This is a genomic window from Aliiroseovarius sp. S1339, from assembly GCF_023195695.1.
Taxonomy (GTDB): Bacteria; Pseudomonadota; Alphaproteobacteria; order Rhodobacterales; family Rhodobacteraceae; genus Aliiroseovarius.
This window is the reverse complement of record NZ_JALPQG010000003.1, coordinates 312,050-335,955: the sequence shown is the minus strand read 5'-3', so window position 1 is coordinate 335,955 and position 23,906 is coordinate 312,050. Positions and strand designations below refer to the sequence as shown.

The 23,906-nt window shown below is 58.1% G+C and carries 22 protein-coding genes; 9 read left to right on the top strand and 13 right to left on the bottom strand.

What is annotated here, in order from left to right; all coding sequences use genetic code 11:
- Positions 1 to 14: 14 nt before the first annotated feature.
- A complete protein-coding gene (dapB, locus tag MUY35_RS06410) occupies positions 15 to 824 on the bottom strand; it encodes a 4-hydroxy-tetrahydrodipicolinate reductase (protein ID WP_248364857.1) in 810 nt (269 codons plus the stop codon).
- Positions 825 to 918: 94 nt separating this feature from the next.
- On the opposite strand from dapB, the gene rbfA reads away from it, so the two are divergent.
- Positions 919 to 1,350 carry a 30S ribosome-binding factor RbfA gene (rbfA, locus tag MUY35_RS06405; RefSeq protein ID WP_248364856.1) on the top strand — a complete coding sequence of 144 codons (432 nt, stop codon included), beginning with the start codon at positions 919 to 921 and terminating at the stop codon, positions 1,348 to 1,350.
- Complete coding sequence (truB, locus tag MUY35_RS06400; RefSeq protein WP_248364855.1) at positions 1,350 to 2,255, top strand: tRNA pseudouridine(55) synthase TruB; 906 nt, start codon at positions 1,350 to 1,352, stop codon at positions 2,253 to 2,255. Before rbfA ends, truB begins: the two co-directional genes overlap by 1 nt.
- Here the strand turns inward: truB and deoA are convergent.
- Positions 2,245 to 3,552, bottom strand: coding sequence for a thymidine phosphorylase (gene deoA / locus MUY35_RS06395; protein ID WP_248364854.1), 1,308 nt, complete (start codon positions 3,550 to 3,552; stop codon positions 2,245 to 2,247). The two genes, truB and deoA, sit on opposite strands and share 11 nt — an antisense overlap.
- Before the next feature lie 92 nt (positions 3,553 to 3,644).
- Here deoA and MUY35_RS06390 point away from each other — a divergent pair, with 92 nt between their 5' ends.
- A complete protein-coding gene (locus tag MUY35_RS06390) occupies positions 3,645 to 4,151 on the top strand; it encodes a DUF1643 domain-containing protein (RefSeq protein ID WP_248364853.1) in 507 nt (168 codons plus the stop codon).
- 26 nt (positions 4,152 to 4,177) lie between these two features.
- On the opposite strand, the gene MUY35_RS06385 is transcribed toward MUY35_RS06390, so the two are convergent.
- A complete protein-coding gene (locus tag MUY35_RS06385; RefSeq protein WP_248364852.1) occupies positions 4,178 to 5,488 on the bottom strand; it encodes a hypothetical protein in 1,311 nt (436 codons plus the stop codon).
- Between the two features lie 192 nt (positions 5,489 to 5,680).
- Here MUY35_RS06385 and MUY35_RS06380 point away from each other — a divergent pair, with 192 nt between their 5' ends.
- From MUY35_RS06380 to MUY35_RS06360, 5 genes are all read left to right on the top strand, one after another.
- Entirely contained in the window at positions 5,681 to 5,968 is a 288-nt protein-coding gene (locus tag MUY35_RS06380) for a DUF5665 domain-containing protein (protein WP_248364851.1), read from the top strand.
- Positions 5,969 to 6,124: 156 nt separating this feature from the next.
- Positions 6,125 to 6,394, top strand: coding sequence for a 30S ribosomal protein S15 (gene rpsO / locus MUY35_RS06375; RefSeq protein ID WP_248364921.1), 270 nt, complete (start codon positions 6,125 to 6,127; stop codon positions 6,392 to 6,394).
- A 144-nt stretch (positions 6,395 to 6,538) separates the two neighbouring features.
- Complete coding sequence (locus MUY35_RS06370) at positions 6,539 to 7,279, top strand: sterol desaturase family protein (protein WP_248364850.1); 741 nt, start codon at positions 6,539 to 6,541, stop codon at positions 7,277 to 7,279.
- Between the two features lie 205 nt (positions 7,280 to 7,484).
- Entirely contained in the window at positions 7,485 to 9,632 is a 2,148-nt protein-coding gene (pnp, locus tag MUY35_RS06365; protein ID WP_248364849.1) for a polyribonucleotide nucleotidyltransferase, read from the top strand.
- Between the two features lie 198 nt (positions 9,633 to 9,830).
- The gene (locus MUY35_RS06360; RefSeq protein WP_248364848.1) at positions 9,831 to 11,789 is read left to right on the top strand and encodes a M10 family metallopeptidase; all 1,959 of its coding nucleotides are present in this window, start codon (positions 9,831 to 9,833) and stop codon (positions 11,787 to 11,789) included.
- A gap of 140 nt (positions 11,790 to 11,929) precedes the next feature.
- Here the strand turns inward: MUY35_RS06360 and MUY35_RS06355 are convergent, their stop codons facing one another.
- The 4 genes from MUY35_RS06355 to MUY35_RS06340 all read right to left on the bottom strand — a co-directional run bounded on the left by MUY35_RS06355 (position 11,930) and on the right by MUY35_RS06340 (position 16,495).
- Positions 11,930 to 13,195 (bottom strand): ABC transporter permease, encoded by a 1,266-nt coding sequence (locus MUY35_RS06355; RefSeq protein ID WP_248364847.1) that lies wholly within the window; start codon positions 13,193 to 13,195, stop codon positions 11,930 to 11,932.
- A complete protein-coding gene (locus MUY35_RS06350) occupies positions 13,192 to 14,112 on the bottom strand; it encodes an ABC transporter permease (RefSeq protein ID WP_248364846.1) in 921 nt (306 codons plus the stop codon). Before MUY35_RS06350 ends, MUY35_RS06355 begins: the two co-directional genes overlap by 4 nt.
- A gap of 12 nt (positions 14,113 to 14,124) precedes the next feature.
- On the bottom strand, positions 14,125 to 15,237 hold the full coding sequence (locus MUY35_RS06345; RefSeq protein ID WP_248364845.1) for an ABC transporter ATP-binding protein: 1,113 nt from the start codon (positions 15,235 to 15,237) through the stop codon (positions 14,125 to 14,127).
- 124 nt (positions 15,238 to 15,361) lie between these two features.
- A complete protein-coding gene (locus tag MUY35_RS06340) occupies positions 15,362 to 16,495 on the bottom strand; it encodes an extracellular solute-binding protein (protein WP_248364843.1) in 1,134 nt (377 codons plus the stop codon).
- A gap of 521 nt (positions 16,496 to 17,016) precedes the next feature.
- On the opposite strand from MUY35_RS06340, the gene MUY35_RS06335 reads away from it, so the two are divergent.
- A complete protein-coding gene (locus MUY35_RS06335; RefSeq protein ID WP_248364842.1) occupies positions 17,017 to 18,546 on the top strand; it encodes an alkaline phosphatase family protein in 1,530 nt (509 codons plus the stop codon).
- Here the strand turns inward: MUY35_RS06335 and MUY35_RS06330 are convergent.
- From MUY35_RS06330 to MUY35_RS06305, 6 genes are all read right to left on the bottom strand, one after another.
- Complete coding sequence (locus MUY35_RS06330) at positions 18,531 to 19,202, bottom strand: haloacid dehalogenase type II (RefSeq protein WP_248364840.1); 672 nt, start codon at positions 19,200 to 19,202, stop codon at positions 18,531 to 18,533. The genes MUY35_RS06335 and MUY35_RS06330 overlap by 16 nt on opposite strands.
- A gap of 80 nt (positions 19,203 to 19,282) precedes the next feature.
- Complete coding sequence (locus MUY35_RS06325; protein WP_248364838.1) at positions 19,283 to 19,585, bottom strand: DUF4387 family protein; 303 nt, start codon at positions 19,583 to 19,585, stop codon at positions 19,283 to 19,285.
- On the bottom strand, positions 19,582 to 20,931 hold the full coding sequence (locus tag MUY35_RS06320; protein WP_248364836.1) for an acyclic terpene utilization AtuA family protein: 1,350 nt from the start codon (positions 20,929 to 20,931) through the stop codon (positions 19,582 to 19,584). Before MUY35_RS06320 ends, MUY35_RS06325 begins: the two co-directional genes overlap by 4 nt.
- On the bottom strand, positions 20,931 to 22,436 hold the full coding sequence (locus MUY35_RS06315) for a tripartite tricarboxylate transporter permease (protein ID WP_248364835.1): 1,506 nt from the start codon (positions 22,434 to 22,436) through the stop codon (positions 20,931 to 20,933). The genes MUY35_RS06320 and MUY35_RS06315 overlap by 1 nt, the downstream gene beginning before the upstream one ends.
- 10 nt (positions 22,437 to 22,446) lie before the next feature.
- Entirely contained in the window at positions 22,447 to 22,887 is a 441-nt protein-coding gene (locus MUY35_RS06310; protein ID WP_248364834.1) for a tripartite tricarboxylate transporter TctB family protein, read from the bottom strand.
- Positions 22,887 to 23,855 (bottom strand): tripartite tricarboxylate transporter substrate-binding protein, encoded by a 969-nt coding sequence (locus tag MUY35_RS06305; protein ID WP_248364833.1) that lies wholly within the window; start codon positions 23,853 to 23,855, stop codon positions 22,887 to 22,889. The genes MUY35_RS06310 and MUY35_RS06305 overlap by 1 nt, the downstream gene beginning before the upstream one ends.
- Between the last annotated feature and the right edge of the window lie 51 nt (positions 23,856 to 23,906).

Here is a 23,906-nt window from a genome sequence, read left to right as displayed (position 1 = left end):
AGCCACCGCTCGGGTTACAGCCCCAACACATCCATCATATCGTATTCGCCGGGTTTCTTGCCCTGCCCCCAAAGCGCGGCCTTCACCGCCCCGCGGGCAAAGATCGCGCGGTCGGTAGCTAGGTGACGCAATACAATACGCTCTCCGGGGGCGGCAAACATCACGTCATGTTCGCCCACAATGTCGCCGCCGCGCACGGCGTGAAACCCGATGTCACCCTTTTTGCGCGCGCCTGTGATGCCATCACGACCCCGGTCTGACGCATCGCCCAGATCGACGCCGCGACCGGCCGCCGCAGCCTCGCCCAGCATCAGGGCGGTGCCTGATGGAGCGTCGACCTTGTGATGGTGATGCGCCTCGATGATCTCGATGTCGAAATCTTCGTCCAGCGCCTCGGCCACTTTGCGAGTCAATTGGACCAGAAGATTGACCCCAAGGCTCATGTTGCCCGCGCGCACGATGGTGGCATGCCGCCCGGCAAGGGCCAGCTTTGCCAAATCATCGTCGCTAAGCCCGGTCGTGCCAATCACATGAACGGCCCGTGCTTGTGCCGCGATCTCGGCCATCGCGACGGTTGCGGCGGGCGCGGTGAAATCTATGACTGCCTGCGCTTTGGCCATTGTCTCCAGCGGATCATCGGACACGATGACGCCCAGCGCCTGACCGCCCATGCAGATGCCAACATCATTGCCAACCCAATCATGCCCCGGACGCTCCAACGCACCAACCAGCCGTGCGCCCTTGTTCGCGTTGATTTCTTGGATCAACATCTGGCCCATCCGGCCCGATGCCCCCATCACAACTATGCCCGGCAAATCGCTCATCTTCGTCTCCTTCGCTTCATCGCTGTCTAGCGCGCTTGCCCTATCTTGGCAAAGCCCTGTTGCGAAGGCGCGCAATCGGGCATAAATGGCCCCTATGGCAAAGAACCGATTTCATGACACAGCCGGCCCAACGCAGCGACAGCTGCGCATCGCCGAGCTGATCCGCCGGACCCTGTCCGAAGCATTGATGCGTGGCGATGTACACGACCCCGACCTTGGGCGCATGTCGATCACAATTGGCGAGGTGCGCGTGACCTCTGACCTCAGCATCGCCACCGTGTTCGCCCTGCCCTTGGGTGGCAAGGATGGTGATCTGGCGATCAAAGCGCTGGCCCGCAACAAAGGCGAGCTGCGTCGTATCTTAGGCAAAGCGTTGAAGATCAAACACACGCCAGACCTGCGCTTCATGGTGGACGAGACCTTCGACCAGATGGACCACACCCACCGCCTGCTGTCTCAGGAAAGCGTTCAGCGCGACCTGAAACCTAAAGTCGAAGACGACGAGGACGGGTCGGAGGACACCTGATGGGACGCCGCAAAAAGGGGCGGGACATTCACGGCTGGCTGGTCGTGGACAAGCCCGCCGGTGTCAGTTCGAACGCCGTGGTCAACAAAGTCCGCTGGGCGATGGATGCCAAGAAGGCAGGTCACGCCGGCACGCTGGACCCCGAAGCCACCGGTGTTCTGGCCGTGGCGCTGGGCGAAGCCACCAAGACGGTGCCCTACATCACCGACGCGCTGAAAGCCTATGTGTTCACCGTCCGTCTTGGTCAGGCGACCAATACCGATGACACCGAAGGCGAGGTGATCGCCGAAAGCGCTGCGCGCCCGTCGGATGAAGACATTCAAGCTGCATTGGGCCAGTTCACCGGACAGATCATGCAGGTGCCGCCGAAGTTTTCTGCGGTGAAGATCGACGGCGAACGCGCCTATAAACTTGCCCGCGACGGCGAAGATGTCGAAATTGCCGCTCGTCCCCTCTGGGTCGAGGAATTGGTGATGCTGGACCGGCCCGACGCAGATCACGTCACGTTAGAGATGACCTGCGGCAAGGGTGGCTATGTGCGCTCAATCGCGCGTGATCTGGGCGAGGTGTTGGGCTGCCACGGCCATGTCCGCGAGCTGCGCCGCATCTGGTCCGGGCCGTTCGACTGCGACGATGGTGTCAGCCTTGAACTGGTCGAGAAGCTGGCGAAAACAGGTGAGCTGGACGCCTATTTGCGCCCGCTTGAAGAAGGGTTGCAAGATCTGCCCGAGCTTAAGGCGACGGACGAGGGCGCGACCCGTCTGCGCCACGGCAACCCCGGCATGGTGATCGCATCAGACGTAGAATATGGCGACGAGGCATGGGCATCCCACGGCTGTAAGGCTGTTGCCGTCGGTATCTATCGCGCAGGTGAATTGCACCCGTCACGCGTGTTCAATCAATAATATCGCGCACCACCGGCTGCGCCTCAGGCCGGTCGCCAATCGAATAGGCCGCCAATAGCTGAGCCTGCGCCAGATCAGCCGCGTCCTTGCTATCGGCATGGACCACCGCAATCGGGTCACCTTTTTCAACTTTTGCGCCCAGCGGCGCAAGGCGCGTTAGACCAACCGCCGGGTTCACTTTGTCGGACGAGATCCTGCGACCTCCGCCAAGTTCCACCACAGCCAACCCGATATCGCGTGTGTCGATTGCGTTTACAAAGCCGGTATGGGGGGCCAAAATATCGCGCTGCAATGCCGCCTCCGGCAAATGTGCCGCATAATTCTCGACGAAATCGGAGGGGCCTCCCAACGCCGTGACCATCTGGCCAAACCGCTCCGCAGCGCGCCCATCTTCCAACGCCGCCATCGCCGTTTCCACTGCTTTCAAGCGGTCGGATTGAAGCCCTGCGGTCACCAACATCTCTCCGCACAAGGCAATGACGACCTCGGCCAGTCGAGTTTCGCGGCGCGCGCCAGTCAAAAACTCAACGGCGTTCACGACTTCGACCGCATTACCTGCAGCGTCCGCAAGCGGTTGGTTCATGTCCGTCAAAAGCGCATGACACGGCAATCCCGCCGCACGGGCGACACCTGTGATCGACACCGCCAGATCGCGCGCTTTGTCGAAATCCGACATGAAGGCCCCATTGCCGAACTTGACGTCCATCACCAGCGATCCCAACCCGGCCGCCAGCTTTTTGGACAGGATCGACGCCGTAATCAGCGGGATGCTTTCGACCGTCGCGGTCACGTCACGGATGCCATAGAAGCGCTTGTCCGCCGGGGCCAGGTGAGACGTCTGACCAATGATGGCGCAGCCAACCTGGTTCACGACCTTCGAGAAAAGGCTATTATCCGGCGTCGCGACATAGCCGGGGATGGACTCCATCTTGTCCAATGTCCCTCCCGTGTGGCCAAGACCACGGCCCGAAATCATCGGCACATAGCACCCGCAAGCTGCGACAATCGGGGCAAGCATCAGGCTGACATTATCGCCAACGCCGCCCGTCGAATGCTTGTCGACCACAGGACCGGGCAGATCAGACCAGTCAAACACGTCCCCACTGTCGCGCATCGCCAAGGTTAGCGCGGCAGCTTCCTGCCGTTCCATTCCGTTCAACAGCACCGCCATTGCAAAGGCGGCAACCTGTGCATCACTTGCGCCTTCGTCGGATATGCCGCGCACCATCTGGGCGATCTCGTCAGAGTTCAAAACCTGCGCGTCGCGTTTCTTGCGGATGATCTCGGCTATCAGCATGGCGTGACCTTTCTGTAGGCTGTCAGTGTCGGTCCAATTGCAGCACGGTGCAAGGGCTTGCCAAATAGACGCGTCAGGTCCAAAACGCGGGCATGATTACGCGTGAGTTTCAGAAGGGCGATGCCCAATCAACGGCCGTCTATTCGGACTGCCAGAAATATCGTTACCAGTTGACGCGTGTATGGGATCCGGCGGGTCGCAAAGCGCTGTTCATCATGCTGAACCCATCCACCGCGACCGAAGTTCAGAACGACCCGACGGTAGAACGGTGCGAACGGCGTGCGCGCACTCTGGGGTTCGGGGCGTTTCGGGTGACGAATATTTTTGCCTGGCGCGATACGGACCCACGCAATATGCGCGCGGCGGCAGAGCCGGTTGGGCCCGCGAATGACGCCGCCATTCTGGACAGCTGTCCTTGGGCTGATCAAATCATTTGCGGCTGGGGAACCCACGGGGCGCATCTGGCTCGCGGCGCTAAGGTCGAGGCCTTGCTGCGCCAAACCAGCAAGCCGGTTCATCATCTGGGCCTGACCAAAGACGGTCATCCCAAGCACCCGCTATACATCGCATATACTCAGCAGCCAGAACCCTGGTTCTGACCTGACCGACCCCTATCGCTCGCACGTTAACGGAAAACGACCGGTGTCACTTCGACATAGATATCGTGCGTGGTCGCACCCGGTGCGCCCTTTAGGATGGCGATAACCTCGCCATTGACGGTGACGATACCATCTTCACCGGTATCGGACGGATGAACGTCATAGTCCAGATCACCAATTGCTTGATTTGGGTCCAGCGACACCCGAAGAAAATCCTGACCCGGTACGAAATCTGTGACCTCGGCGTAATCCTCGCCCGCCTCGGCGTCTGAATAGATCCAGAACACGTCTTCGCCATCGCCACCGGTTGCGATGTCGGCGCGGTCCATGATCAGAGTGTCATCGCCCAGACCACCATCCAATCGGTCCTGATCTCCATCAATGTGCCAGTCGAAATCATGAAGCTCAGCGCCGCTGCGTTCCATCGCATGGCCCAGATGGTTGAGCGTGTCGTTACCATCCCCGCCCGTCAGAATGTCTGCGCCATAGCCGCCATGCAGTTGGTCATTGCCAGCACCGCCGGCGAGCAGGTCGTCGTCAGACACGCGATCCCCCGAGCCTTCAGGGTCTTCGTGGACGCCGCCAAACAGTTGATCGTCGCCGTCGCCACCCAGCAGCGTATCGTCGCCGACGCCGCCATCCAGAAAGCTATCAAGGCTATGCGAGCCATCCAGCATGTCCTCACCGTCACCGCCAAACGCCGCCAGCACACCGCCGCCCGCCATTATGGCATCATCTCCGTCGTTGCCGAACAGGTACGCGGCCCCGTCGCCCGCCATCAGAGTGTCATCGCCATCGCCGCCATCGAGCACGTCAACTGCCGATCCATCACCCGACTGCACGATGGGCGAGCCGTGGAAGTCGTCAATCGACCCCGACCCGACGTCGTCGGCATTGTCATCGGGCAGCTCAGCGTGATCGCCAGAATCTGTGAGGATCGTCTCGTTCAAGTCGCCAAGAAAGTTGCCCAGATCTTCGCGTCCATAATGCGAATCTGTTTCCGTTGCCAAAAGGCGATCCAGCAACGAGGCCTCGTGATGAGGCGTCGCGCCGTCACCCAAACCGTTATTGGGTGTTAGAACCTCATCTGTATCGCCAATACTTTGACCGGGTATCAATTGATCGTCGGTGTTTGGCGTCAGCACGTCAGAATTGTCACTGACGCCGCCATCGCCGGGCACGTCCACAGCGATGAAATCGCCATTTCCAGATGGTGGGGCTGGTTCCGTACCATTCCCCGCAGCATCATCATCTGGGTCCTCAAAAGGGTCTTCTGCAAAGCTTTCGGCCATGAAGGCAACTGGAAGAAGGCCAAGAAATAGTAACGAAAACAACATATAACAGCTCGCTTCCCTAAAAGCGCGATTGAGCGCGGCCGACGCAACAAAACGCGCAACCAATGACTACCGCTTGCGATTGTAGCGCTCTGGCTTCAAACTCCTATGAAAAAGTAGTAACAAACTTAAGTTAATGATTTATTAACAAATGGTTAACACAAGTGCGGCATTAGATTGCAAAGGCAGTGGGACATGACCGAAAACAAGTTGGCCGAACGCGAAGAAGCACTGTCTTTCGAAGTCCGCGCTTTGCGCGCCGAAGTCGAACGCATGAACAACCACCGGTTCATCCGGCTGCACGACAGCCTCTGGAAATTGGGGTTGTTTCAACTGTATCGCGGACTTGCCTTCGGTCTTGGGTCAGTGCTGGGGGCCTCGCTTCTGGTTTCGATCCTGGCGTTCATGCTTGCATCAATTGACTTCATTCCGGTCCTTGGCGATTGGGCCCAGCAGATCATTGATGAAATGCAGCTGCAATAATCCCACAATCGGTTTTGCACTTTTCCTTTGCGTTTAGGGGGGAATCTTCCTATACGCCCGCATTCGATCACATTCTGTGGCCGGATATCTCCATGGGCCTTGCTGGACGACATCCCGGCCTGCGCCATCAACTCTAACCTTTTAAAGGAGACCCCGATGTCGATTACACCTGAAGAAAAAACACGTCTGATCAAAGAGTTCGGCACCAAAGAAGGTGACACAGGTTCGCCTGAAGTACAGGTTGCAATCCTGTCCTCGCGCATCGCGACCCTGACCGAGCATTTCAAAACCCACAAAAAAGATAACCACGGTCGCCGTGGCCTTTTGAAAATGGTTGCTCTGCGTCGTAAACTTTTGGACTACGCCCGCGCGAAAGATGAGGCCCGTTATCAGGACCTGATCAAACGCCTCGGCCTGCGCCGCTAAGCGTCGTTCGATAGACTTGATGAAGGGGCTGTTTTGCAGCCCCTTTTTCGTTGGCACGTCCCTTCTAAAGCCCCTTTACGTCGCGTTTCGCTTGATTGCACGGCTAAGGATTGCCCATGCTTCGCGGATCAAGGGAGGATGAAGATGAAAGCCACACTTGCCATTCTGGTCAATATGGGCAGCCTGCACAGGCTGCTTCCGTTCTGGCTCGTTGGCGTTGCTGCTCTTATCTATTGGTTCTCACCATGGCTGGTTTTGGCAATTGTCTATGGGGTATTCGCGCAGTTTTTCGTCGAATACGCTATGCACCGCTTCCTGTTCCATCGTGAGCCGCCCACCGATCAAGGCGTTTTTAACGAGCTGTATCGCAGCCACATCGGCCACCATGAATTCCCGAATGATGCCGAGTATTTCACTGGCGGCGATCACTGGTATCCGGTGCGGTTTGCCATGATCTCGCTTTTCATCCACAGCCTGATCCTGTGGCCGTTTCTTGGGTTTGGCACCGCAGTTCTGACAGCCTATGTCGCATTGTTCGTTGGATCGGTCAGTGCTTACACTTTCTATGAATACTGCCACACGTTGGCCCATGTGAACGTGCGAAAAGGCTGGTTCGGGCAACGTGTCACGCGCACCCATCTAGCCCACCACTTTCAGGATCACGAAGCGACATATCACGTCAGCTTTGGGATGAACTGGATTGATCGTCTTTTTGGCACCAAACACGACCCTGCCATAGCCCGCGAACGCTATGACCGCGACACAATCCTGTCGCTGGGGATGGACCCGGAAGACCTGCGATTGGTCACGGCGCGCAAGGCATTTGGGATCACCAAGGTCCCGCGCGGCAAGCTGACCCGGCAGCAGGCCTCGCATACCCAATAGGCGTAGTATCGCATCGGGCGCCCCGCGGGCCTGTGTGCGCAAACAATCCTGTTTCCAAACACCCGTTTTTCCTATATGGACCGCCCATCTGAGACGTGACGCTTCGACCCCGGCGCATGACAAGGTAGAGGGGTCGGCGGCAATGGGGCCGCCATGAAAACGGAAGACCCGGAGGGCCGGGAGTGCTTCCAACTAGGAAAACATAATGTTTGACGTAACGACAAAATCGATTGAGTGGGGCGAAGAAACCCTCACTCTGGAAACGGGCAAAGTTGCCCGTCAGGCTGACGGCTCGGTTATCGCCACTTTGGGCGAAACTTCGGTTATGGCCAACGTAACCTTCGCGAAGGAACAGAAGCCCGGTCAGGACTTCTTCCCGCTGACGGTTCACTATAATGAAAAATACTATGCAGCCGGTAAAATCCCCGGTGGCTTCTTCAAACGCGAAGCGCGCCCGACGGAAAAAGAGACGCTGACATCGCGTCTGATCGACCGCCCGATCCGCCCGCTGTTCGTCCCCGGCTTCAAGAACGAAGTTCTGGTGATCTGCACCGTGCTGAGCCACGACCTTGTCAACGATCCCGACATCGTGGCGATGATCGCGGCCTCGGCGGCGCTGACCATTTCAGGCGCGCCCTTCATGGGTCCGATTGCGGCAGCTCGCGTGGGTTATGAGGATGGCGAATACATCCTGAACCCGACTTGCGACGACATGCATCAGCTGCGCAACAATCCCGACCAACGTCTGGACCTTGTAGTTGCTGGCACAAAAGACGCCGTGATGATGGTTGAGTCGGAAGCCTACGAGCTGACTGAGGCCGAAATGCTGGGTGCCGTGAACTTTGCGCACCAGCAAATTCAGCCGGTCATCGACTTGATCATTGATCTGGCCGAAGCTGCTGCGAAAGAGCCATTCGACTATCAGCCTGCTGACTATTCGGACCTTTACGCCGCTGTGAAAGCGGCTGGCGAGGACAAAATCCGCGCAGCTTACGGCAACACCGACAAGCAGGAACGCGTTGCGGCGCTGTCTTCCGCCAAAGACGAAATCATCGCATCCCTGAGCGAAGAGCAGCAGGAAGACCAAAACCTCGGTTCCGCGCTGAAAAAGCTGGAAAGCTCGGTTGTGCGTGGCGACGTGGTGAAAACCGGCAAGCGTATCGATGGCCGCGCACTGGACACCGTGCGCCCGATCGTATCGGAAGCAGGTATTCTGCCCCGGACGCACGGTTCAGCCCTGTTCACCCGCGGTGAAACACAGGGTCTGGTCGTGACCACTCTGGGCACCGGCGACGACGAGCAAATGATCGACGCGCTGACCGGCACCTACAAGTCGAACTTCATGCTGCACTATAACTTCCCGCCCTATTCGGTCGGCGAAGTGGGTCGCTTCGGCTTCACCGGTCGTCGCGAAATCGGTCACGGCAAGCTGGCTTGGCGTGCGTTGCAGGCGGTTCTGCCGTCGGCCACCGACTTCCCCTACACCATCCGCGTTGTCTCCGAGATCACCGAGTCGAACGGCTCGTCCTCGATGGCGTCGGTCTGTGGTGGTTCGCTGTCCATGATGGACGCGGCCGTGCCGCTGAAAGCACCGGTTGCCGGTGTGGCCATGGGCTTGATTCTGGAAGATGACGGTTCCTACGCTGTTCTGACCGACATCTTGGGTGACGAAGATCACTTGGGCGACATGGACTTCAAAGTGGCGGGCACCGAAGACGGTATCACGTCGCTGCAGATGGACATCAAGGTTGCAGGCATCACGCCCGAGATCATGGAGAAAGCCCTGGCGCAAGCCAAACAAGGCCGTCTGCATATCTTGGAAGAGATGAACAAAGCCCTGTCCGCTGGCCGCGCCGAGTTTTCGGCTCACGCACCCCGCATCGAGACGATGAACGTGCCCACCGACAAGATCCGTGAAGTGATCGGCTCGGGCGGTAAGGTCATCCGCGAGATCGTGGAAGTGTCGGGCGCGAAGGTCGACATCAACGACGACGGCGTGATCAAGATCGCATCGCCCAATGGCGACGCCATCCAGAAGGCCTATGACATGATCCACGCGATCGTGGCAGAGCCGGAAGAAGGCGCGATCTATACCGGTAAGGTCGTGAAGATCGTCGATTTCGGTGCCTTCGTGAACTTCTTCGGCAAGCGCGACGGCCTTGTGCATGTCAGCCAGATCGAAAACCGCCGCCTGAACCACCCTTCGGACGTTCTGAAAGAAGGCCAGGAAGTGAAAGTCAAGCTTCTGGGCTTTGACGATCGCGGCAAGGTGCGCCTGTCGATGAAAATCGTCGATCAGGAAACCGGCGAAGAGATCGCTCCTGAGCAGAAGAAAAAAGACGAAGACGCATAAGTCGCTGATCGTTTGAAATTGGAAAGCCCCGGTGGAAACGCCGGGGCTTTTTTCTTTCGATTTCATGGCGTTGTGTGACTTCGATCCAGAAAATCAATCTTCATTAACTTATTTGCACCATTACCAAGAATTGCCTTATTGTCGTGCCAATTGGATACCAAAAGAGAACCGCGCATTTTAAAAAAGGGTTAGTAGGCGATGCAGAATACAGGGTTTCTAGGTTTTGGGGGCGGTTCGGCAGGTGGCCAGCAGATACAATATGCTTTGCCCCGTGTATCGCCCGGTGACTTTTCAGTTCAACTTACACATGGGTTCGCGAAGCACTTTGGCCAGCCTCAAGGGGTTTCGTTCGACCTGAACGCCAGCCGAACGCTGTATTACAACACCAACGGGATTTCCAACTCTGGCAAGTGGTTCGCTGAAAAAGCGCTTGATGCCTGGTCAGCCGTTACGGGTATCGCGTTTGTCGCCAGCAATAGCAGTTTCGCCGACATACGGTTTGCGCAAAGCGATACGTCGGGCGCTTATGCTGTCACCTATATCAATGGATCCAATGACATCGTCCGGGCAGACGTAAACATTCCCAGCTGGTGGATCAGTGGCGACGACTACAACCTGAATAGCTATAGCTACCAAACCTATTTGCATGAGATTGGTCATGCACTTGGGCTGGGGCATGCGGGAAACTACAACGGCTCGGCGACATTTCCGCAGGATGCCAAATTTGCCAATGACAGTTGGCAAATGAGCGTGATGTCCTACTTTTCGCAAACGGAAAACCCGAACGTCAATGCCTCGCATGCCTATGTCCTGACACCAATGGCCGCAGATATCATTGCGATGCACAGGCTCTATGGGCAGCCATCGGGCAGCGACAGGGTCAATACTGGCAACACGATCTGGGGTCGCGATTCTAACGCCGAAGGTCCGGCTTCAGAGTTCTCGTCCCTGCTGCCTGCGATGACTATGACGATTTACGACCAGGGCGGCATTGATACGGTGGACTTTTCGAACACCGGCAAGAATCAGAATATCGATTTGAGGCCAGGATATTTTTCAAGCGTCTACGGCAAAGCCAACAATGTACATATTGAGCGTGCCACATTCATCGAAAATGCAACCGGCGGGTCCGGCGCCGACAAGATCATTGGGAATGCCTTTGCAAACCAGCTCATGGGCGGTGCCGGGTCAGACAGCATCTTTGGGCTTCATGGCGCGGATAGGCTTTTTGGCGATCAGGGTTGGGATGTCATCAAAGGCGGCAACGGATCCGACACAATCTATGGTCAAGACGGGAACGACGCGCTGTTCGGCGAACAGGGCAATGACGTCGTGCAAGGCGGCGACGGCAAAGACAAAATCTATGGGGGCTTCGGGATTGATGAACTCCGCGGCGGTGCCGGGTCAGACGCGATTTATGGCCAACACGATGTAGACACCATTTTCGGCGACACCGGCTGGGATATCATTCGCGGCGGCAATGGGTCCGACACGATCTATGGGGGCGACGGCAATGACGCCCTGCTTGGAGAGCGCGGACATGACGTCATTCACGGTGGGGAAGGTGATGACAAGATCCTCGGTGGCTTTGACAATGACACCCTGCGCGGAGATGCAGGCGCCGACAGGATTTATGGTGAGCATGGTATCGACACGATATACGGCGGAGCCGATCGAGATCTCATTTCGGGCGGCGGCGGGGCCGACAGAATTTACGGCGACGACGGAAACGATGCGCTGATTGGCAACTCAGGAAACGACCTGATCTCGGGTGGGGATGGCGATGACCTGATGGCGGGCGGCAACGGGAGGGACGTGCTGAGAGGTGGTGCCGGCAACGACCGCTTAAACGGCGAAGCGTCGGGGGACCGTCTCAATGGTGGATTGGGGCACGATGTCCTGATCGGTGGACCGGGCGGCGACACGTTCATCTTCAATGACGGTGACGACGTCATCTGGGATTTCTCGGATGCACAAGGCGATTTGCTAGAGATCGACAGCTCACTGGTATCAACGTCGAATGTTGCGAGTTTCCTTGCATCCAACGCGGTCAGCAATGGCAACAATACCACCATAACCTTCGACAATGGCGATACGCTGACGCTTTTGGGCCTCACAGACCCCAACGCATTGGTCGATGATATCTTTTTCTTCTGATTTGCCCGTCGCGCCGCGCGCAAATCCTGCAATACCGCGTACAAATGATCACAATGCGCCCCTTGGGGTCATAGCCAAGGGGCGCATTATGATCGCGGCAATCAGGCCTTACCGTTTTCACGCGTTGCGGAATGGTGCTGTTACTCGCCACCACTTCCTATGTTGTCCGGGTTGAACACGCCTCCGAACCCGGAATTGTTAGACGGGGCAGCATCTGCAGGTGCCGAGCTTTCTTCTTCGTTCTGCAAAGTTCCCGGCGCAAACACACCGCCAAAGCCTGAGTTGTTCGACGGCTTGGGCGCTGTCACTGCCCCCTCGCTTTTGCCTTCGGCTGCTGCCTTCTCTGCGGCATCCTTAGCACGTTGATCACGCAGTTCCTGAATGCGCTGACTGGTTTCCAAACGCTTCTGTTCTTGCAGATCAGCGATACACTGCTTCGGGCTATAAACCGTCGCGGTGCCGATCACCGCGATGGTCGCGACAGCAAAGACCACCAACGTGACGGCGGCTGCATTACCGGTGAAGAAACCGGGCAGTTTGACGCCGCCGGTCACATCGCCAACCGTCGCACCTTCTTTTCGCGCTTTGGCGATGACCTCCTTGCGCTTGATGTTGGCCTCGTTGAACAGGGCCGCAAAGACGGTCAGCACAACGATCATGAACGCCAAAGCCGAGATCGCAGGCGTAATGCCATAGCGCACTTTCTGCGCCAGTTCGATCGTCAGCGTCGGGTATTCGCCGAAGGTGAATGTGGTGGTGTTGTAGTTCTCGAACGAGGCCAGAAACGCCAGCACCGCCGCCGATGCCAGCGCCGGACGCATGAAGGGCAGAAGGATCTTGCGAAATGCTTGGGCATGGGTTGCGCCCAAATCCAATGCGGCTTCGGTCAGGGCCAGGTCATAGCGTTGCAGACGCGCCACCAGGACCAACATGCAATAGCTGGCGATGAAGGTGGACTGACCGATGATGGTCAGAAACAGGCCATTTGACAGGAAGCTATCCGCCCCCAGACCCAGCATCCGGTTGATGCGGTCCCAGAACACCAGTGTCGAGATACCAAGCACCACGCCGGGGATCAGGATCGGCGCGATGATGATCGTATAATAGGTCGCGCGCAGTTTGGGCCAGATTTGCGTTAGCATCAGCGCGCCGGCCAGACCCATCGACACCGACAGGATGATCGTGCCGATCCCAACAAGGATCGAGTTCTTGATGCCGTTCAGGATGCGCTCGTCCTGAAACAGGGCCGAGAACCATTCGAAGGTCAAGCATTCCCAAGGGGTGGCGCGCGGAAAGCTGGGCGAGTTGAACGCGGTGATCGACATGATCACGAGCGGGCCCAGCAGATAGATAAAGAAGATCGCCAGATAGACCCAGATCGAGATACGGATAATGGAATTGTTCATTTGCCGATATCCCCCATGTTCACCTTGAACAGCCGCATGACCGCAAGGACCAGAAGGATACAGGTCACCAGAAGCACTACCGCATAGGCCGCGCCTTGTGGCCAGTCGCTATTGTCATTGAACTGCTGGTAAATCAGCTGGGTGAACCACAGACTGGATGGCCCGCCAAGGATCTGCGGCGCGGCCAGTGCCCCGGCAGACAGCATGAAGACCATCGTGCAGCCCGAACTGATGCCGGGCTTGGCATAAGGGATCACAACGCGTTTGTGAATGCGCCACCAAGGGGCGCCAAGGTCGCGCGCGGCCTCGATCTGGTTGTGATCAAGGCTTTCGATCACGTTGTAGATCGGGAAGATCATCAGCAGGATATAGGCGTATCCAAGACCGGCATAGAGCGCAATATCGTTGCGGATGAAGTCAAACGGCGTGTCGAATATCCCGGAGCCGACCAGAATAGTGTTCAGCACCCCGCTTTCGCCAAAGATGATCCGCAGCGCAAAGGCGCGCAAAATTTCGTTGATCCAATAGGGGATAATCAGCATCAGGGCGAGGATACGGATGTGATTGCCCTTGGTCTGGCCCAGATAATACGCGATCGGATAACACAGGATCAGGTTGAAGATGGTCACGCAGACAGCGGCGACCAGAGTGCGGAAAAAGACCTTCAGGTCGACTGCGTTGTAATCCTGACTACCCCCTTCCGGTCCGAAGACCAGATACTTGTAGTTCTCAAGCGTATAGACATCCTTTGGCCCACCAATTTCAGGCGGGGGCAGGTTCGGACGGAACGAGAAATCGAGCATCGACAGTTGCGGCAGGATGATCAGACCGACGGTCCAGAACAGGACCAGACCCAGCATCAACGACCCCATCAACGTGCCGTTCCGATTGAAGAAGTCTTTCAGGAAACTCGGCATGACTGACGCTCCCTATTCCGCGGCCAGTTCGCCGGCGGGGACGGCAACAGCGTTGTCGACCTCGTATTCCAGCGTCATGGCTTGCCCGGTGTGATCGTCGAAGGATTGACCGTGATTGGGGATCGCGACTTTGATTTCCTTGCCGCCGTCACCTTCCATGAAGATGTTGAAGGTGTTGCCCTCGAATTCTTCATGGGTCACTTGCGCGGTGACGAAGTTTTCACCCTTGGTCCCTGTCGGGGCAAGGTCCAGCGCTTCGGGACGGATGAACATCATCGCGTCATCGCCCACATTCATCTTGCCCAAATTCGCAGTCGAAATGCGCGAGCGCAGGTCGCCCGAGCGGTTGGTGCGGATCAACGCTTCGTTGCCATTGACCTCAAGCACCGTGCCACGGAATACGTTATTCTCGCCGACAAAAGAGGCCGCAAAGGCGGTGGCCGGGTCGTTGTAAATCGACTTGCCGTCGCCGATTTGGTCGATCACGCCAGCCCGCATCACGGCGATGTCGTCTGACATGGTCAGCGCCTCGCCTTGGTCGTGAGTGATGTAGATGAAAGTGATGCCCACCCGCTTTTGAATTTCGCGCAGTTCGGTGCGCATGTGTTGGCGCAGCTTCAGATCAAGCGCGGACAATGGTTCGTCCAGCAGCAATACATCGGGTTCAGCACACAGTGCGCGGGCAATCGCCACGCGTTGACGTTGGCCGCCGGAAAGCTCGCTGGGCAGTTTGTCACCTTGGTCAGACAGGGCAATCATGTCCAGCAATTCATCGGCACGCTTGCGACGTTCCTTGGCAGACGCGCCCGCAATTTCCATCGAGAACGAGATATTCTCCCACACCTTCATCAGCGGGAACAGGGCAAGGTTCTGGAAGATCAAAGCCGTCGGGCGCTTGTTCGGCCCGATGCCCTTCATGTTGTTGCCGCCAATCAGCACATTGCCTTCGCTGGGTTCAAGAAACCCGGACACAGCGCGCAGGATGGTGGTCTTGCCACAGCCCGACGGCCCAAGGAACGAAAAGAAATCGCCCCCCTTGATGTGCACATTCGCGTCGCGCACGGCGACGAAATCCCCAAAGCGGATCCACAGATTTTCGAGATCGACGCCTACTCCGGCACTCATATGGCTTCTCCCCATGCACGGATTGGTCACACCCTTCTTGCGGGGCGCGGCTCCGTGTTCAACGTTTCAGTCTGATGTGTGACGCTCCCCCGCCCACAGGCAGGGGAACGCTGTTTCAAGGCGATCAGGCGCTCTTGAACTTGTTGACGAACTCGGTCCGCACATCGGCATACCAAGGTGCTTCGGCAGGCCATGGGTTCAGGTTGGCCAGGCTTTCACCCGGATAGGCTTCCGAGAAGTTTTTCTTGTAGGTGTCACCCGAATAGGTGTCCGCCCCAAGAACGGGCGAGTTATAGCCATGGCTGTCAATCGCAACGCCCGCAGGCTCCTGACGATAGGCATACTCAATGAAGGCATAGATCTGGTCCATGTTCTCGGCACCGACCGGCATCGACATGCCGTCAACCCATGCCATCGCACCTTCGACCGGCGCTTGATAATGCACAGGTTCACCCGCAGATTTCAACGCCAGCGGCGGGCCGTCCCATGTTTGACCAACCACGACACCTTCGTTCAGAAGGCCGTTTTTCTGCGTGTCGGCGTCGTTCCAGATCAGCTTGATGCGGTCCTTGCGAGCAACGCACCAATCGGTGACCTGACCCCAAACCTTGCGCATGGTTTCTTCGTCTTCATAAGCCGACCAGATCGAGCCCGGCTCCATCTCGCCCGAGGCTTCCATATACAGGCCAGCACCCAGCATCATCGAATGCGCGCGGCCCATGGTCTTGCCAGCGTTTTCTTCCGACCATACGTCGCCGTAGCTTGGCGCATCACCAGCAGGCAGCCACAAATCGGTGCGATATGCGATGCCCTCGGTGCCCCAGATATGCGGCAGCCAATGGGCGCCTGCATCCCCGAAGTTCCATGCGTCCGTGCCGATTTTGGCCATTGCAGGGTTCACTGCGTCGACATTGACCTTTGCCAGGTCGAACGGTTGCAGAAGCTCAAGCGGCCCCCACTGAAGCGACCGGTTATTCGTCGGCGAGATGATATCGAAGCCCTGACCCTTAGTCGCCTTCATCTTGTTGATGATTTCTTCGTTGGATCCGATCCCGGTATAATTTACCTTGATGCCGGTTTCCGCTTCAAAGCCCGCGATAAACTCGGGCGGCAGATAATCCGACCACATCAGGATGTTGACCTCACCCGACGACGCCAGTGCGCTTTTCACATAAAGCGGCGAGGCAAGGGCGGCAGCGCCCATAGTGGTCGCCCCCTTCAGCACAGACCGGCGGCTGAATTTGGTATCAGTTGTCATGTTATTCTCCCGTTGGATTTATTTTCTGTTTTTTTGTTTTGTGCTCACAGTGTTTGTCATTATCCCGACCCGAAATAGCGCCAGCTGATAGCGCCTGATCAGTCCAGTTTGCAACCACGGCCATTGGCACGGTTCTGGCGGCAGACAGTTCCCCCGCAAGAAACTCTTGGAATATCTGTTTACCCCCACTTCTGCACCCCATATTTGGAGTGCCAACCTCGGCGCGCAGGTGGATCATCAATCAAGAAAGAATCGTTTTCCATGACATGCAGCGCTGAGATGATCAGCCAAGTGTCATGCGCCATAGCTGCTTCTGTCAACACTTTGCCAATCAACTCTTTTTCACCAAACCGCCGTCTTCTGGTTGATTAGCGGTGCGCTGCTTCATCACGCCTCGACATGCACGGCACAGAAAAAACTTGCTGGCATGAGGGAATTCGCCAAACTTCAACACGCAAGTTGGGGCAGGCATCGCGGTAGATGCGAGCCGATGGTTGGAGACGCAAATCGGGAATGACAGCATGAGTGAACGGCGCAATGTTCTTTTCATCATCATCGACCAGTTGCGGGCTGATTGCCTGCATGGGGCGCTGGCAGATCACGTTGATCTGCCCAACATGCGCGCGTTGATGGCCGAGGCCGTGACCTTCAACCGCCACTTTTCTGTCACCAACCCGTGCGGCCCGTCGCGAGCATCGATTCTGACGGGCCAATACGCGATGAACCATCGGTCGGTGCGAAATGGGACGCCCTTGCGCCACGACACCCCGACAATTGCCAGCGAAATGCGCAAGGCGGGCTATCTACCGATGCTGTTTGGCTATACCGACACGTCGCACGACCCGCGCGTCCAGGCGCCCACCGATCCCGCCATGCAGACCTATGAATTTCCGATGGCAGGGTTCGCCGAGCAAGTCGAAATGCGGTTAGAGATGTCTTACCCATGGCGTTCCTACCTGCTGAGCAAAGGCTATACGTGGGACAGTTACTGGCAGCTCTACATCCCCGGCGGTGATGGATCACGCCTGAATGCGCCCGCTGTCTATAAGGCCGAAGACAGCGATACTGCCTTCCTGACAAACCGGTTTCTGGACACGATGCCCGCCTATGCGGACGAAGACTGGTTTGCTCATCTGACCTATATTCGCCCGCACCCACCGCTAGTCGCGCCCGCGCCCTATAACGACATGTATGACCCCACGTCCCTGCCCTTGCCCACACGCATCGGCACCCGCAAGGACGAGGCCGCGGTTCATCCCTTCTTTGGCCCCGCGCTGGACAACGCGCCGATTGCGAGCTTTGTCATTGGCTGTTCCGGGGTCACACCGACGGACGACACCATCCAGACTCTGCGATCCGTCTATCTTGGGCTGGCCACCGAAGTGGACCACCATATCGGGCGCGTGATGTCTTTCCTGAAAGAAAGCGGCCAGTGGGACGATACCTTGCTGATCGTAACCGCCGACCACGCAGAGATGCTGGGCGACCACCACGCCTGGGGCAAACACTCGGTCTATGACGCGGCCTATCACACGCCGCTGATCATCCGCGCGCCGGGCGGCAAGGCTGGCCAAGACGTGGATGCCCCAACCGAGTCAATCGACCTCACGCCAACGATCCTCGACTGGGTCGGACAAGAGGTGCCAAATTCGATGGATGGGCGATCCCTGCTGCCGTTTCTAAACGGCGAAACGCCCGATGACTGGCGCGACTATTCCTTCTCGGAACTGGATTTCAGCGAGCCGGAGGCGCTAACGCTTTGGGAAAAACGCCTTGGCACCGACACCAGCAATTCGTCCCTTGGCATCCTGCGGGATGACCGCTTTACGCTGGTCGAATTCGCCGCTGATCTGCCCCCACTGCTGTTCGACCACCACGGTAAGGGCGAGATGGAGAACGTCGCAGAAGATCCCGCCTTTGCGTCCGACCTTGCGCGGCTCACCCGCCAGATGCTGCGCCACCGGATGCGGAACATGGATCACACGCTGTCACTCGACACGATCACCAATGATGGCCCCAAACGGCAAAGCCGCCATCAGCCCAACAGATAATCTGCCACATCTGTCAGCGTTTTCCCACGCGCACTCGGCTCAACCCCCAGACGTTCCATCGGCTGGTCATAACGGTTCAGCCAGATCGTGTGATACCCAAACCATGTCGCCCCGCAAATGTCCCAACAGTTCGAGGACACGAACAGGATCTCGCTGGCCGCACAGCCAAAGGCATCCGGTCCCATCTGATAGACTTCGGGCGCTGTCTTGAACTTTTGCACGCTGTCCACACTCAACACATGATCAAAGAACCCCGCCAGTTTGGCGGCTTTCAAAGCAGCTGCAATCATCCCCGCGCTGCCATTGGTCAAGACCGCCATTGGCATGCCAGCGTCCTGAAGCCGGGTCAGGGCTGCATGGTTTTCGGCGAAGGCCGTCAGCTCTTCATATTCCGCCATCAGCGCGGTTCTGGCGTCGGCTGTCAGGTCAACACCTTGCGCGTCGCACGCATAGTCCAGCGCATCACCCGTCACCTGCCAGAAATCGACGAACCTGTCACACATGGTGCGCAGCCGGGTGTATTCGATCTGCTTGTCACGCCACGTGATGGCGATGGCCGCGCCCTTGCCGGGAAACAACTTTTCCGCCAAAGCACCGACGGAATAAACATCCAGCAGCGTGCCATAGGCATCGAACGCGATGGCTTTGATGGTCATGGGGTGGCCTTTCCTTGGTGTAGCCCGCACAGCCTAGCGGCACCGCGACCCATCAGAAAGGAAGTTTGTCAGCACCGGCGCTATCTGATCTCAATCTCGCCCAGCAGCACCGCGAAACTGGCGCCGTGCATGTCGCGGTCGGCGTGCGTGCCCTGCACGGCGGGGCGCGGCATACTGAATTTCACCACGTTCAACTCAGGCATATCGAACCGTTTCAGCGTGGCGGGATCGGCCTTGAACATGTCCGCGACCAAGCCCGTATCCAGCCCGGAGGAGATGCGCGCGAACGCTTCCGCCGTGCCGCAGAAAACATCGAGGGTCAGCCAGAAGGGACCAGCGTTTTTCGACCGCACTTTGTCGGCGATGTTTTTCAGGGCCGTCATGTGCCGATCTCCTCAATGCTCAAGCGGAAGACGTCCATGGGATCGTCCAGCGCAAGCACATGGTTCAGGCAGAACTCATAAACCGCACCACGCGGCATTTCAGGCGGCGAGAAGGGAAAGGCGAAGGTCGGCATTTCTTCCTGTTCGGTCAGCGGGTGGTGCAGAAGATAGGGGTTCAGCATCTTCGCGACTTCGCGCGACAAAGCCTCGGTTTCGGCAGTGACAATGCCCATCACGCCAAGTTCGGTTCCGCGCTTCGCATTGGTGTCTAGTGGGCCAAGCGTGGCGTCGGCGCCGATAATCCGCAGTTCGGTCTGGAAGTCCCCACCGACGCGCGCCTTGGCTTTGGCGGTGCATTTGGCGTGGATATCATCGACCCAAGCGCGGATGTTCTCGACGTAGTGCGCGTCACGCACCAGAACCAGCGACACGGTTTGAAATCCCGCCCGCCGCGCACCTTCCAGCTTCACGGTGTAAGGTTGGGTCACGACCCATTCGCTGCCCGTCACTCGCACGCGGCGATCATCCAGTGCTTCATACTCAGCGCCTGTGACGTCCAGATACCCGCCGGGCTCATACAGCCGGTAAGGGTCGCTGTTTTCATACAGCATATGCGCCGACACCGTGCGCGGGGTTGCGCGGGCATCCTTGCCCATCGGGGTAATGGTGAAGCCCTCGGCATCGAAATCAATCAGGATGGTGCCGGTGTTGGGGCTTGTCGTCGCCAGCGCACCGCATTCGCCGATCTTGGCGCCGTGCCACACCCCGCCGGGATGACAGCCTCGTGCCAAGGGCAGGGCCGAGATGATGGCGGTATCCGTCGTGCGCCCCGCAATCACGATATCCGCACCTGTGTCCAGCGCGGCCTGTATCTGTTCAGCTCCCGCCAGCGCCACGATGTTCGTGCAGTCGCGCAACAGGTCCGCCGAAATCTCGGGCGCGGGGGCCAGCGGCGTGATCCGCCCACCCTCTAGCGCCGCCGCCATCGCATCGCCATCCTGCCCGCTTTTCAGCACCGCAAGTTTTAACGTCTGGCCGCGCTCACGGGCAATCTCGCGGGTGATGTCCACCAGCCAATCAACCGCATCATCTGCCCCGCAGGTGCCAGCGGTTCCGATAACCAACGGCACACCAGCCTCCGCCTGTGCCGCCATCAGTTCAGCCCATTCCGCCTTGGTCGAGCCGCGCGAATATTTCGAGGCGCCGGTGCCAAGGTAATGGGGGCCCGAATCTGTCGAGCCCCCATCAATCGCAATGATATCTGGCCGCTCAGCGATCCCTCGGGCCAGCGCATCGCGGTCATATCCCAGACCCAACGCACCCGAGGGGATTAGCACTTTGACCATCAGTCGGTAATCCTTTGCGGTTTCTTCAGGACATTGCGCAGGAACATCGGGGCGACGAAGCCCACGACAGCGACCACCCACAATCCAATGGAAATCTTGGACGAGAACAGGAACTGCCATTCGCCGCCCGACAGCACCATGGCGCGGCGCAGCGCGTCCTCCATATGGCCGCCCAGAAGGATACCAAGGATGATCGGCACGGTCGGCACGTCAAGCTTGCGCAGGACGTATCCCAGTGCCCCAAAGCCCACCATCAAGACCAGATCGAAATAGCTGCCCGACAGGGAATAGATGCCGACAAAGCTGATCATCGTGACACCGGGCAGAAGCACCCATGGTGGAACCTGCAAGACTTTCACAAAGATCTTCACCATCGGCACGTTCATCAAAAGCAGCACGAAGTTTGCGATCAGAAGCGATGCGATCAGGCCCCAGACGACCTCGGGTCGTTCGGTGAACAGCATCGGGCCGGGGGTGATGTTCAGCGTCATCAGAAGTGCCAGCAAAACGGCCGTGGTGCCAGACCCCGGCACACCGAGCGTCAGCATGGGAACCAGCGCGCCACCAGCGGCGGCGTTGTTACCCGCTTCGGGGGCGGCGACACCTTTGGGAACACCCGTGCCGAAGCCGCCTTTTTCGCCGGCAATGGATTTCTCGCTCATATAGGCCAGGAAACTGCCAAGCGATGCACCTGCACCGGGCAGAACACCGGCGATGAAACCGACGACAGATGACCGGAGCATGGTCCAACCGGACTCCATGATATCCTTGACCGGGATCGTCACCTTTTCAAGCTTCACGCCGATGGACGTGTTCTTGCCGTGGCTTTCGATGAAGAAAAACACCTCGGCAATGGCGAACAGGCCGACGATGGCAACAAGGAAGTCGATGCCGTCAAACAGGTGCATGTTGCCACCCGTCAGACGCGGCAGGCCAGAGTTGTTGTCCACCCCGATCATCGCGATGCCCAAGCCGATGCACGACGCAATCGCCGCCTTGGCTTGGTTGTTGGACGCCATTCCGCCAAGCGTGGCAAAGGCCAGCAGGTAGAGCGCGAAATACTCGGCGGGGCCAAACAGAAACGCCACGCGCGCCAGCATGGGCGCCAAAAGCATCAGGCCGATGGTCGCCAGAAACGCACCAACGAAGGACGCTACACCCGACAGAACCAGCGCGTCACCAGCCCGGCCCGCTTTCGCCATGGGATAACCATCGAGCGTGGTCATCAGCGCAGGCTCGTCGCCCGGAATATTCAGCAGGATCGAACTGATCCGCCCGCCATACATGGCGCCGTAATAAACGGACGTCATAAGAACCAGCGCCGATGTAGCATCCAGCCCCATCGTGAACGTCAGCGGGATCAGGATCGCCACGCCGTTCGACGGGCCAAGGCCCGGCAGCGCGCCGATGATCGTGCCGATGAAACAGCCAATCACGGCCAACATCAGCGTATAAGGCGACAGCGCGATTTCGAAGCCGATCGCAAGATTTGATAGAAGTTCCATATGGGTGCCCTCAGCCGGTCAGCGATTTGGGGAAGGGAACAAGCCCAAGGCCCAGCGCGAATTTGAAGATCAGGAACAAGCCGACAGACAGGCCAATCCCGGCAAGCACGGCGCGACCTGCGCGCGGCTCGATCTGATAGCTTAGGATGCTAGCGGTGATCGCGGTTGGGATCAGAAAGCCCAGCGGCTTTAGCGCATAGGCGTATCCAACCAGAACAACCACGGCCAAGCCAAGCGATCCGAAGGTGGCCAGCACTGGCCAGTCCGGATCAGGGTCGGGTTTCAGGGCCACGATGATCCCGCACAGCGCCGCAACGCAGCCGATCAGGATTGGAAAGGTCTTTGGCCCCACCGGATCCGCCATGAAGCTGGACTGGATCTGTGTGGCGCTGGCAACATATGCCAGCGCCACCAGGGTCACGACCGCTCCGAAGATACGGTCAGATGCCATTACTGGATCACCCCGATCTCTTTCGAGAGCGCGCGGATTTCAGCCACGACACCATCGACATAAGACTGGAAGTCACCACCAACTTTTGTGAAGGGGGCAAGACCGTTTGCGACCATGGCTTCTTGCCATTCAGCGCTGTCGGCAACCTTCTGCAGACGCTCGGCCCACATGTTGAAGTCATCATCGCTGATGCCCTTGGGCACATAAAGGCCACGCCAGTTCACGGCAACAACGTCGATGCCTTGCTCTTTCGCGGTGGGGATATCCTCAAAGCCCGGCACGCGTTCTTCGGTCAGAACCGCAATCGCGCGTACGTCGCCAGATTTCAGGAAGCCCACAACCTCGGACATATCGCCCGACATCGCTTGGGTGAAACCACCAACGGTTTGGGTGATCGCATCCGCGCCACCGTCAACACCGATGTATTTCACAGCCGTCACGTCCGTGACGCCAGCACGTTGCAGGATCATCAGCGGTTTCAGGTGGTCAAAGCCACCAACTGCAGACCCACCCGCAAACGCGATCGAACCCGGCTCGGCCTTCACGGCGTCGACCAGATCGGTCAGCGACTGATAGGGGCTGTCTGCGGCCACAACGATCACGCCGGGGTCAGCACCGATGGCACCAACAAACCGCACCTGATCAGCCGTCATTCCGGCATAAGCGTTCTGCGCGAGACGGGTCGAGGTCGCCGACGACGCCGCGACAATAAGGTCGGCATCTTCGTTGCGCTCTGACACAACGTGGTTGAAGGCAAGGCCGCCACCGGCGCCTGCCATATTGGTGACCTGAACAGGTTTATCCACAGCACCAATATCAAACATGATTTTGCCGATTTGACGGCAGGTGAAGTCCCAGCCACCGCCGGGGTTGGCCGGTGCAATACACTCAGCAGCGGTTGCTGCGGTCGTGGCACCAAGGCCCAATACGGCACTGGTTGCCAGCGCCTTGAAAAGACGTTTTGTCATTAGTTCCTCCCATTTGACAGGGGCGTTACACCCGCCCATGCTCAGACCCAA

What these genes read in the sequence shown, in the direction of transcription:
- MUY35_RS06345 (WP_248364845.1), bottom strand. Translation starts at nt 15,237, where the DNA reads ATGAGTGCCGGAGTAGGCGTCGATCTCGAAAATCTGTGGATCCGCTTT.
- dapB (WP_248364857.1), bottom strand. Translation starts at nt 824, where the DNA reads ATGAGCGATTTGCCGGGCATAGTTGTGATGGGGGCATCGGGCCGGATG.
- pnp (WP_248364849.1), top strand. Translation starts at nt 7,485, where the DNA reads ATGTTTGACGTAACGACAAAATCGATTGAGTGGGGCGAAGAAACCCTC.
- MUY35_RS06340 (WP_248364843.1), bottom strand. Translation starts at nt 16,495, where the DNA reads ATGACAACTGATACCAAATTCAGCCGCCGGTCTGTGCTGAAGGGGGCG.
- MUY35_RS06310 (WP_248364834.1), bottom strand. Translation starts at nt 22,887, where the DNA reads ATGGCATCTGACCGTATCTTCGGAGCGGTCGTGACCCTGGTGGCGCTG.
- MUY35_RS06355 (WP_248364847.1), bottom strand. Translation starts at nt 13,195, where the DNA reads ATGAACAATTCCATTATCCGTATCTCGATCTGGGTCTATCTGGCGATC.
- rpsO (WP_248364921.1), top strand. Translation starts at nt 6,125, where the DNA reads ATGTCGATTACACCTGAAGAAAAAACACGTCTGATCAAAGAGTTCGGC.
- deoA (WP_248364854.1), bottom strand. Translation starts at nt 3,552, where the DNA reads ATGCTGATAGCCGAGATCATCCGCAAGAAACGCGACGCGCAGGTTTTG.
- MUY35_RS06305 (WP_248364833.1), bottom strand. Translation starts at nt 23,855, where the DNA reads ATGACAAAACGTCTTTTCAAGGCGCTGGCAACCAGTGCCGTATTGGGC.
- MUY35_RS06360 (WP_248364848.1), top strand. Translation starts at nt 9,831, where the DNA reads ATGCAGAATACAGGGTTTCTAGGTTTTGGGGGCGGTTCGGCAGGTGGC.
- rbfA (WP_248364856.1), top strand. Translation starts at nt 919, where the DNA reads ATGGCAAAGAACCGATTTCATGACACAGCCGGCCCAACGCAGCGACAG.
- MUY35_RS06315 (WP_248364835.1), bottom strand. Translation starts at nt 22,436, where the DNA reads ATGGAACTTCTATCAAATCTTGCGATCGGCTTCGAAATCGCGCTGTCG.
- MUY35_RS06385 (WP_248364852.1), bottom strand. Translation starts at nt 5,488, where the DNA reads ATGTTGTTTTCGTTACTATTTCTTGGCCTTCTTCCAGTTGCCTTCATG.
- MUY35_RS06390 (WP_248364853.1), top strand. Translation starts at nt 3,645, where the DNA reads ATGATTACGCGTGAGTTTCAGAAGGGCGATGCCCAATCAACGGCCGTC.
- MUY35_RS06335 (WP_248364842.1), top strand. Translation starts at nt 17,017, where the DNA reads ATGAGTGAACGGCGCAATGTTCTTTTCATCATCATCGACCAGTTGCGG.
- MUY35_RS06325 (WP_248364838.1), bottom strand. Translation starts at nt 19,585, where the DNA reads ATGACGGCCCTGAAAAACATCGCCGACAAAGTGCGGTCGAAAAACGCT.
- truB (WP_248364855.1), top strand. Translation starts at nt 1,350, where the DNA reads ATGGGACGCCGCAAAAAGGGGCGGGACATTCACGGCTGGCTGGTCGTG.
- MUY35_RS06320 (WP_248364836.1), bottom strand. Translation starts at nt 20,931, where the DNA reads ATGGTCAAAGTGCTAATCCCCTCGGGTGCGTTGGGTCTGGGATATGAC.
- MUY35_RS06370 (WP_248364850.1), top strand. Translation starts at nt 6,539, where the DNA reads ATGAAAGCCACACTTGCCATTCTGGTCAATATGGGCAGCCTGCACAGG.
- MUY35_RS06380 (WP_248364851.1), top strand. Translation starts at nt 5,681, where the DNA reads ATGACCGAAAACAAGTTGGCCGAACGCGAAGAAGCACTGTCTTTCGAA.
- MUY35_RS06330 (WP_248364840.1), bottom strand. Translation starts at nt 19,202, where the DNA reads ATGACCATCAAAGCCATCGCGTTCGATGCCTATGGCACGCTGCTGGAT.
- MUY35_RS06350 (WP_248364846.1), bottom strand. Translation starts at nt 14,112, where the DNA reads ATGCCGAGTTTCCTGAAAGACTTCTTCAATCGGAACGGCACGTTGATG.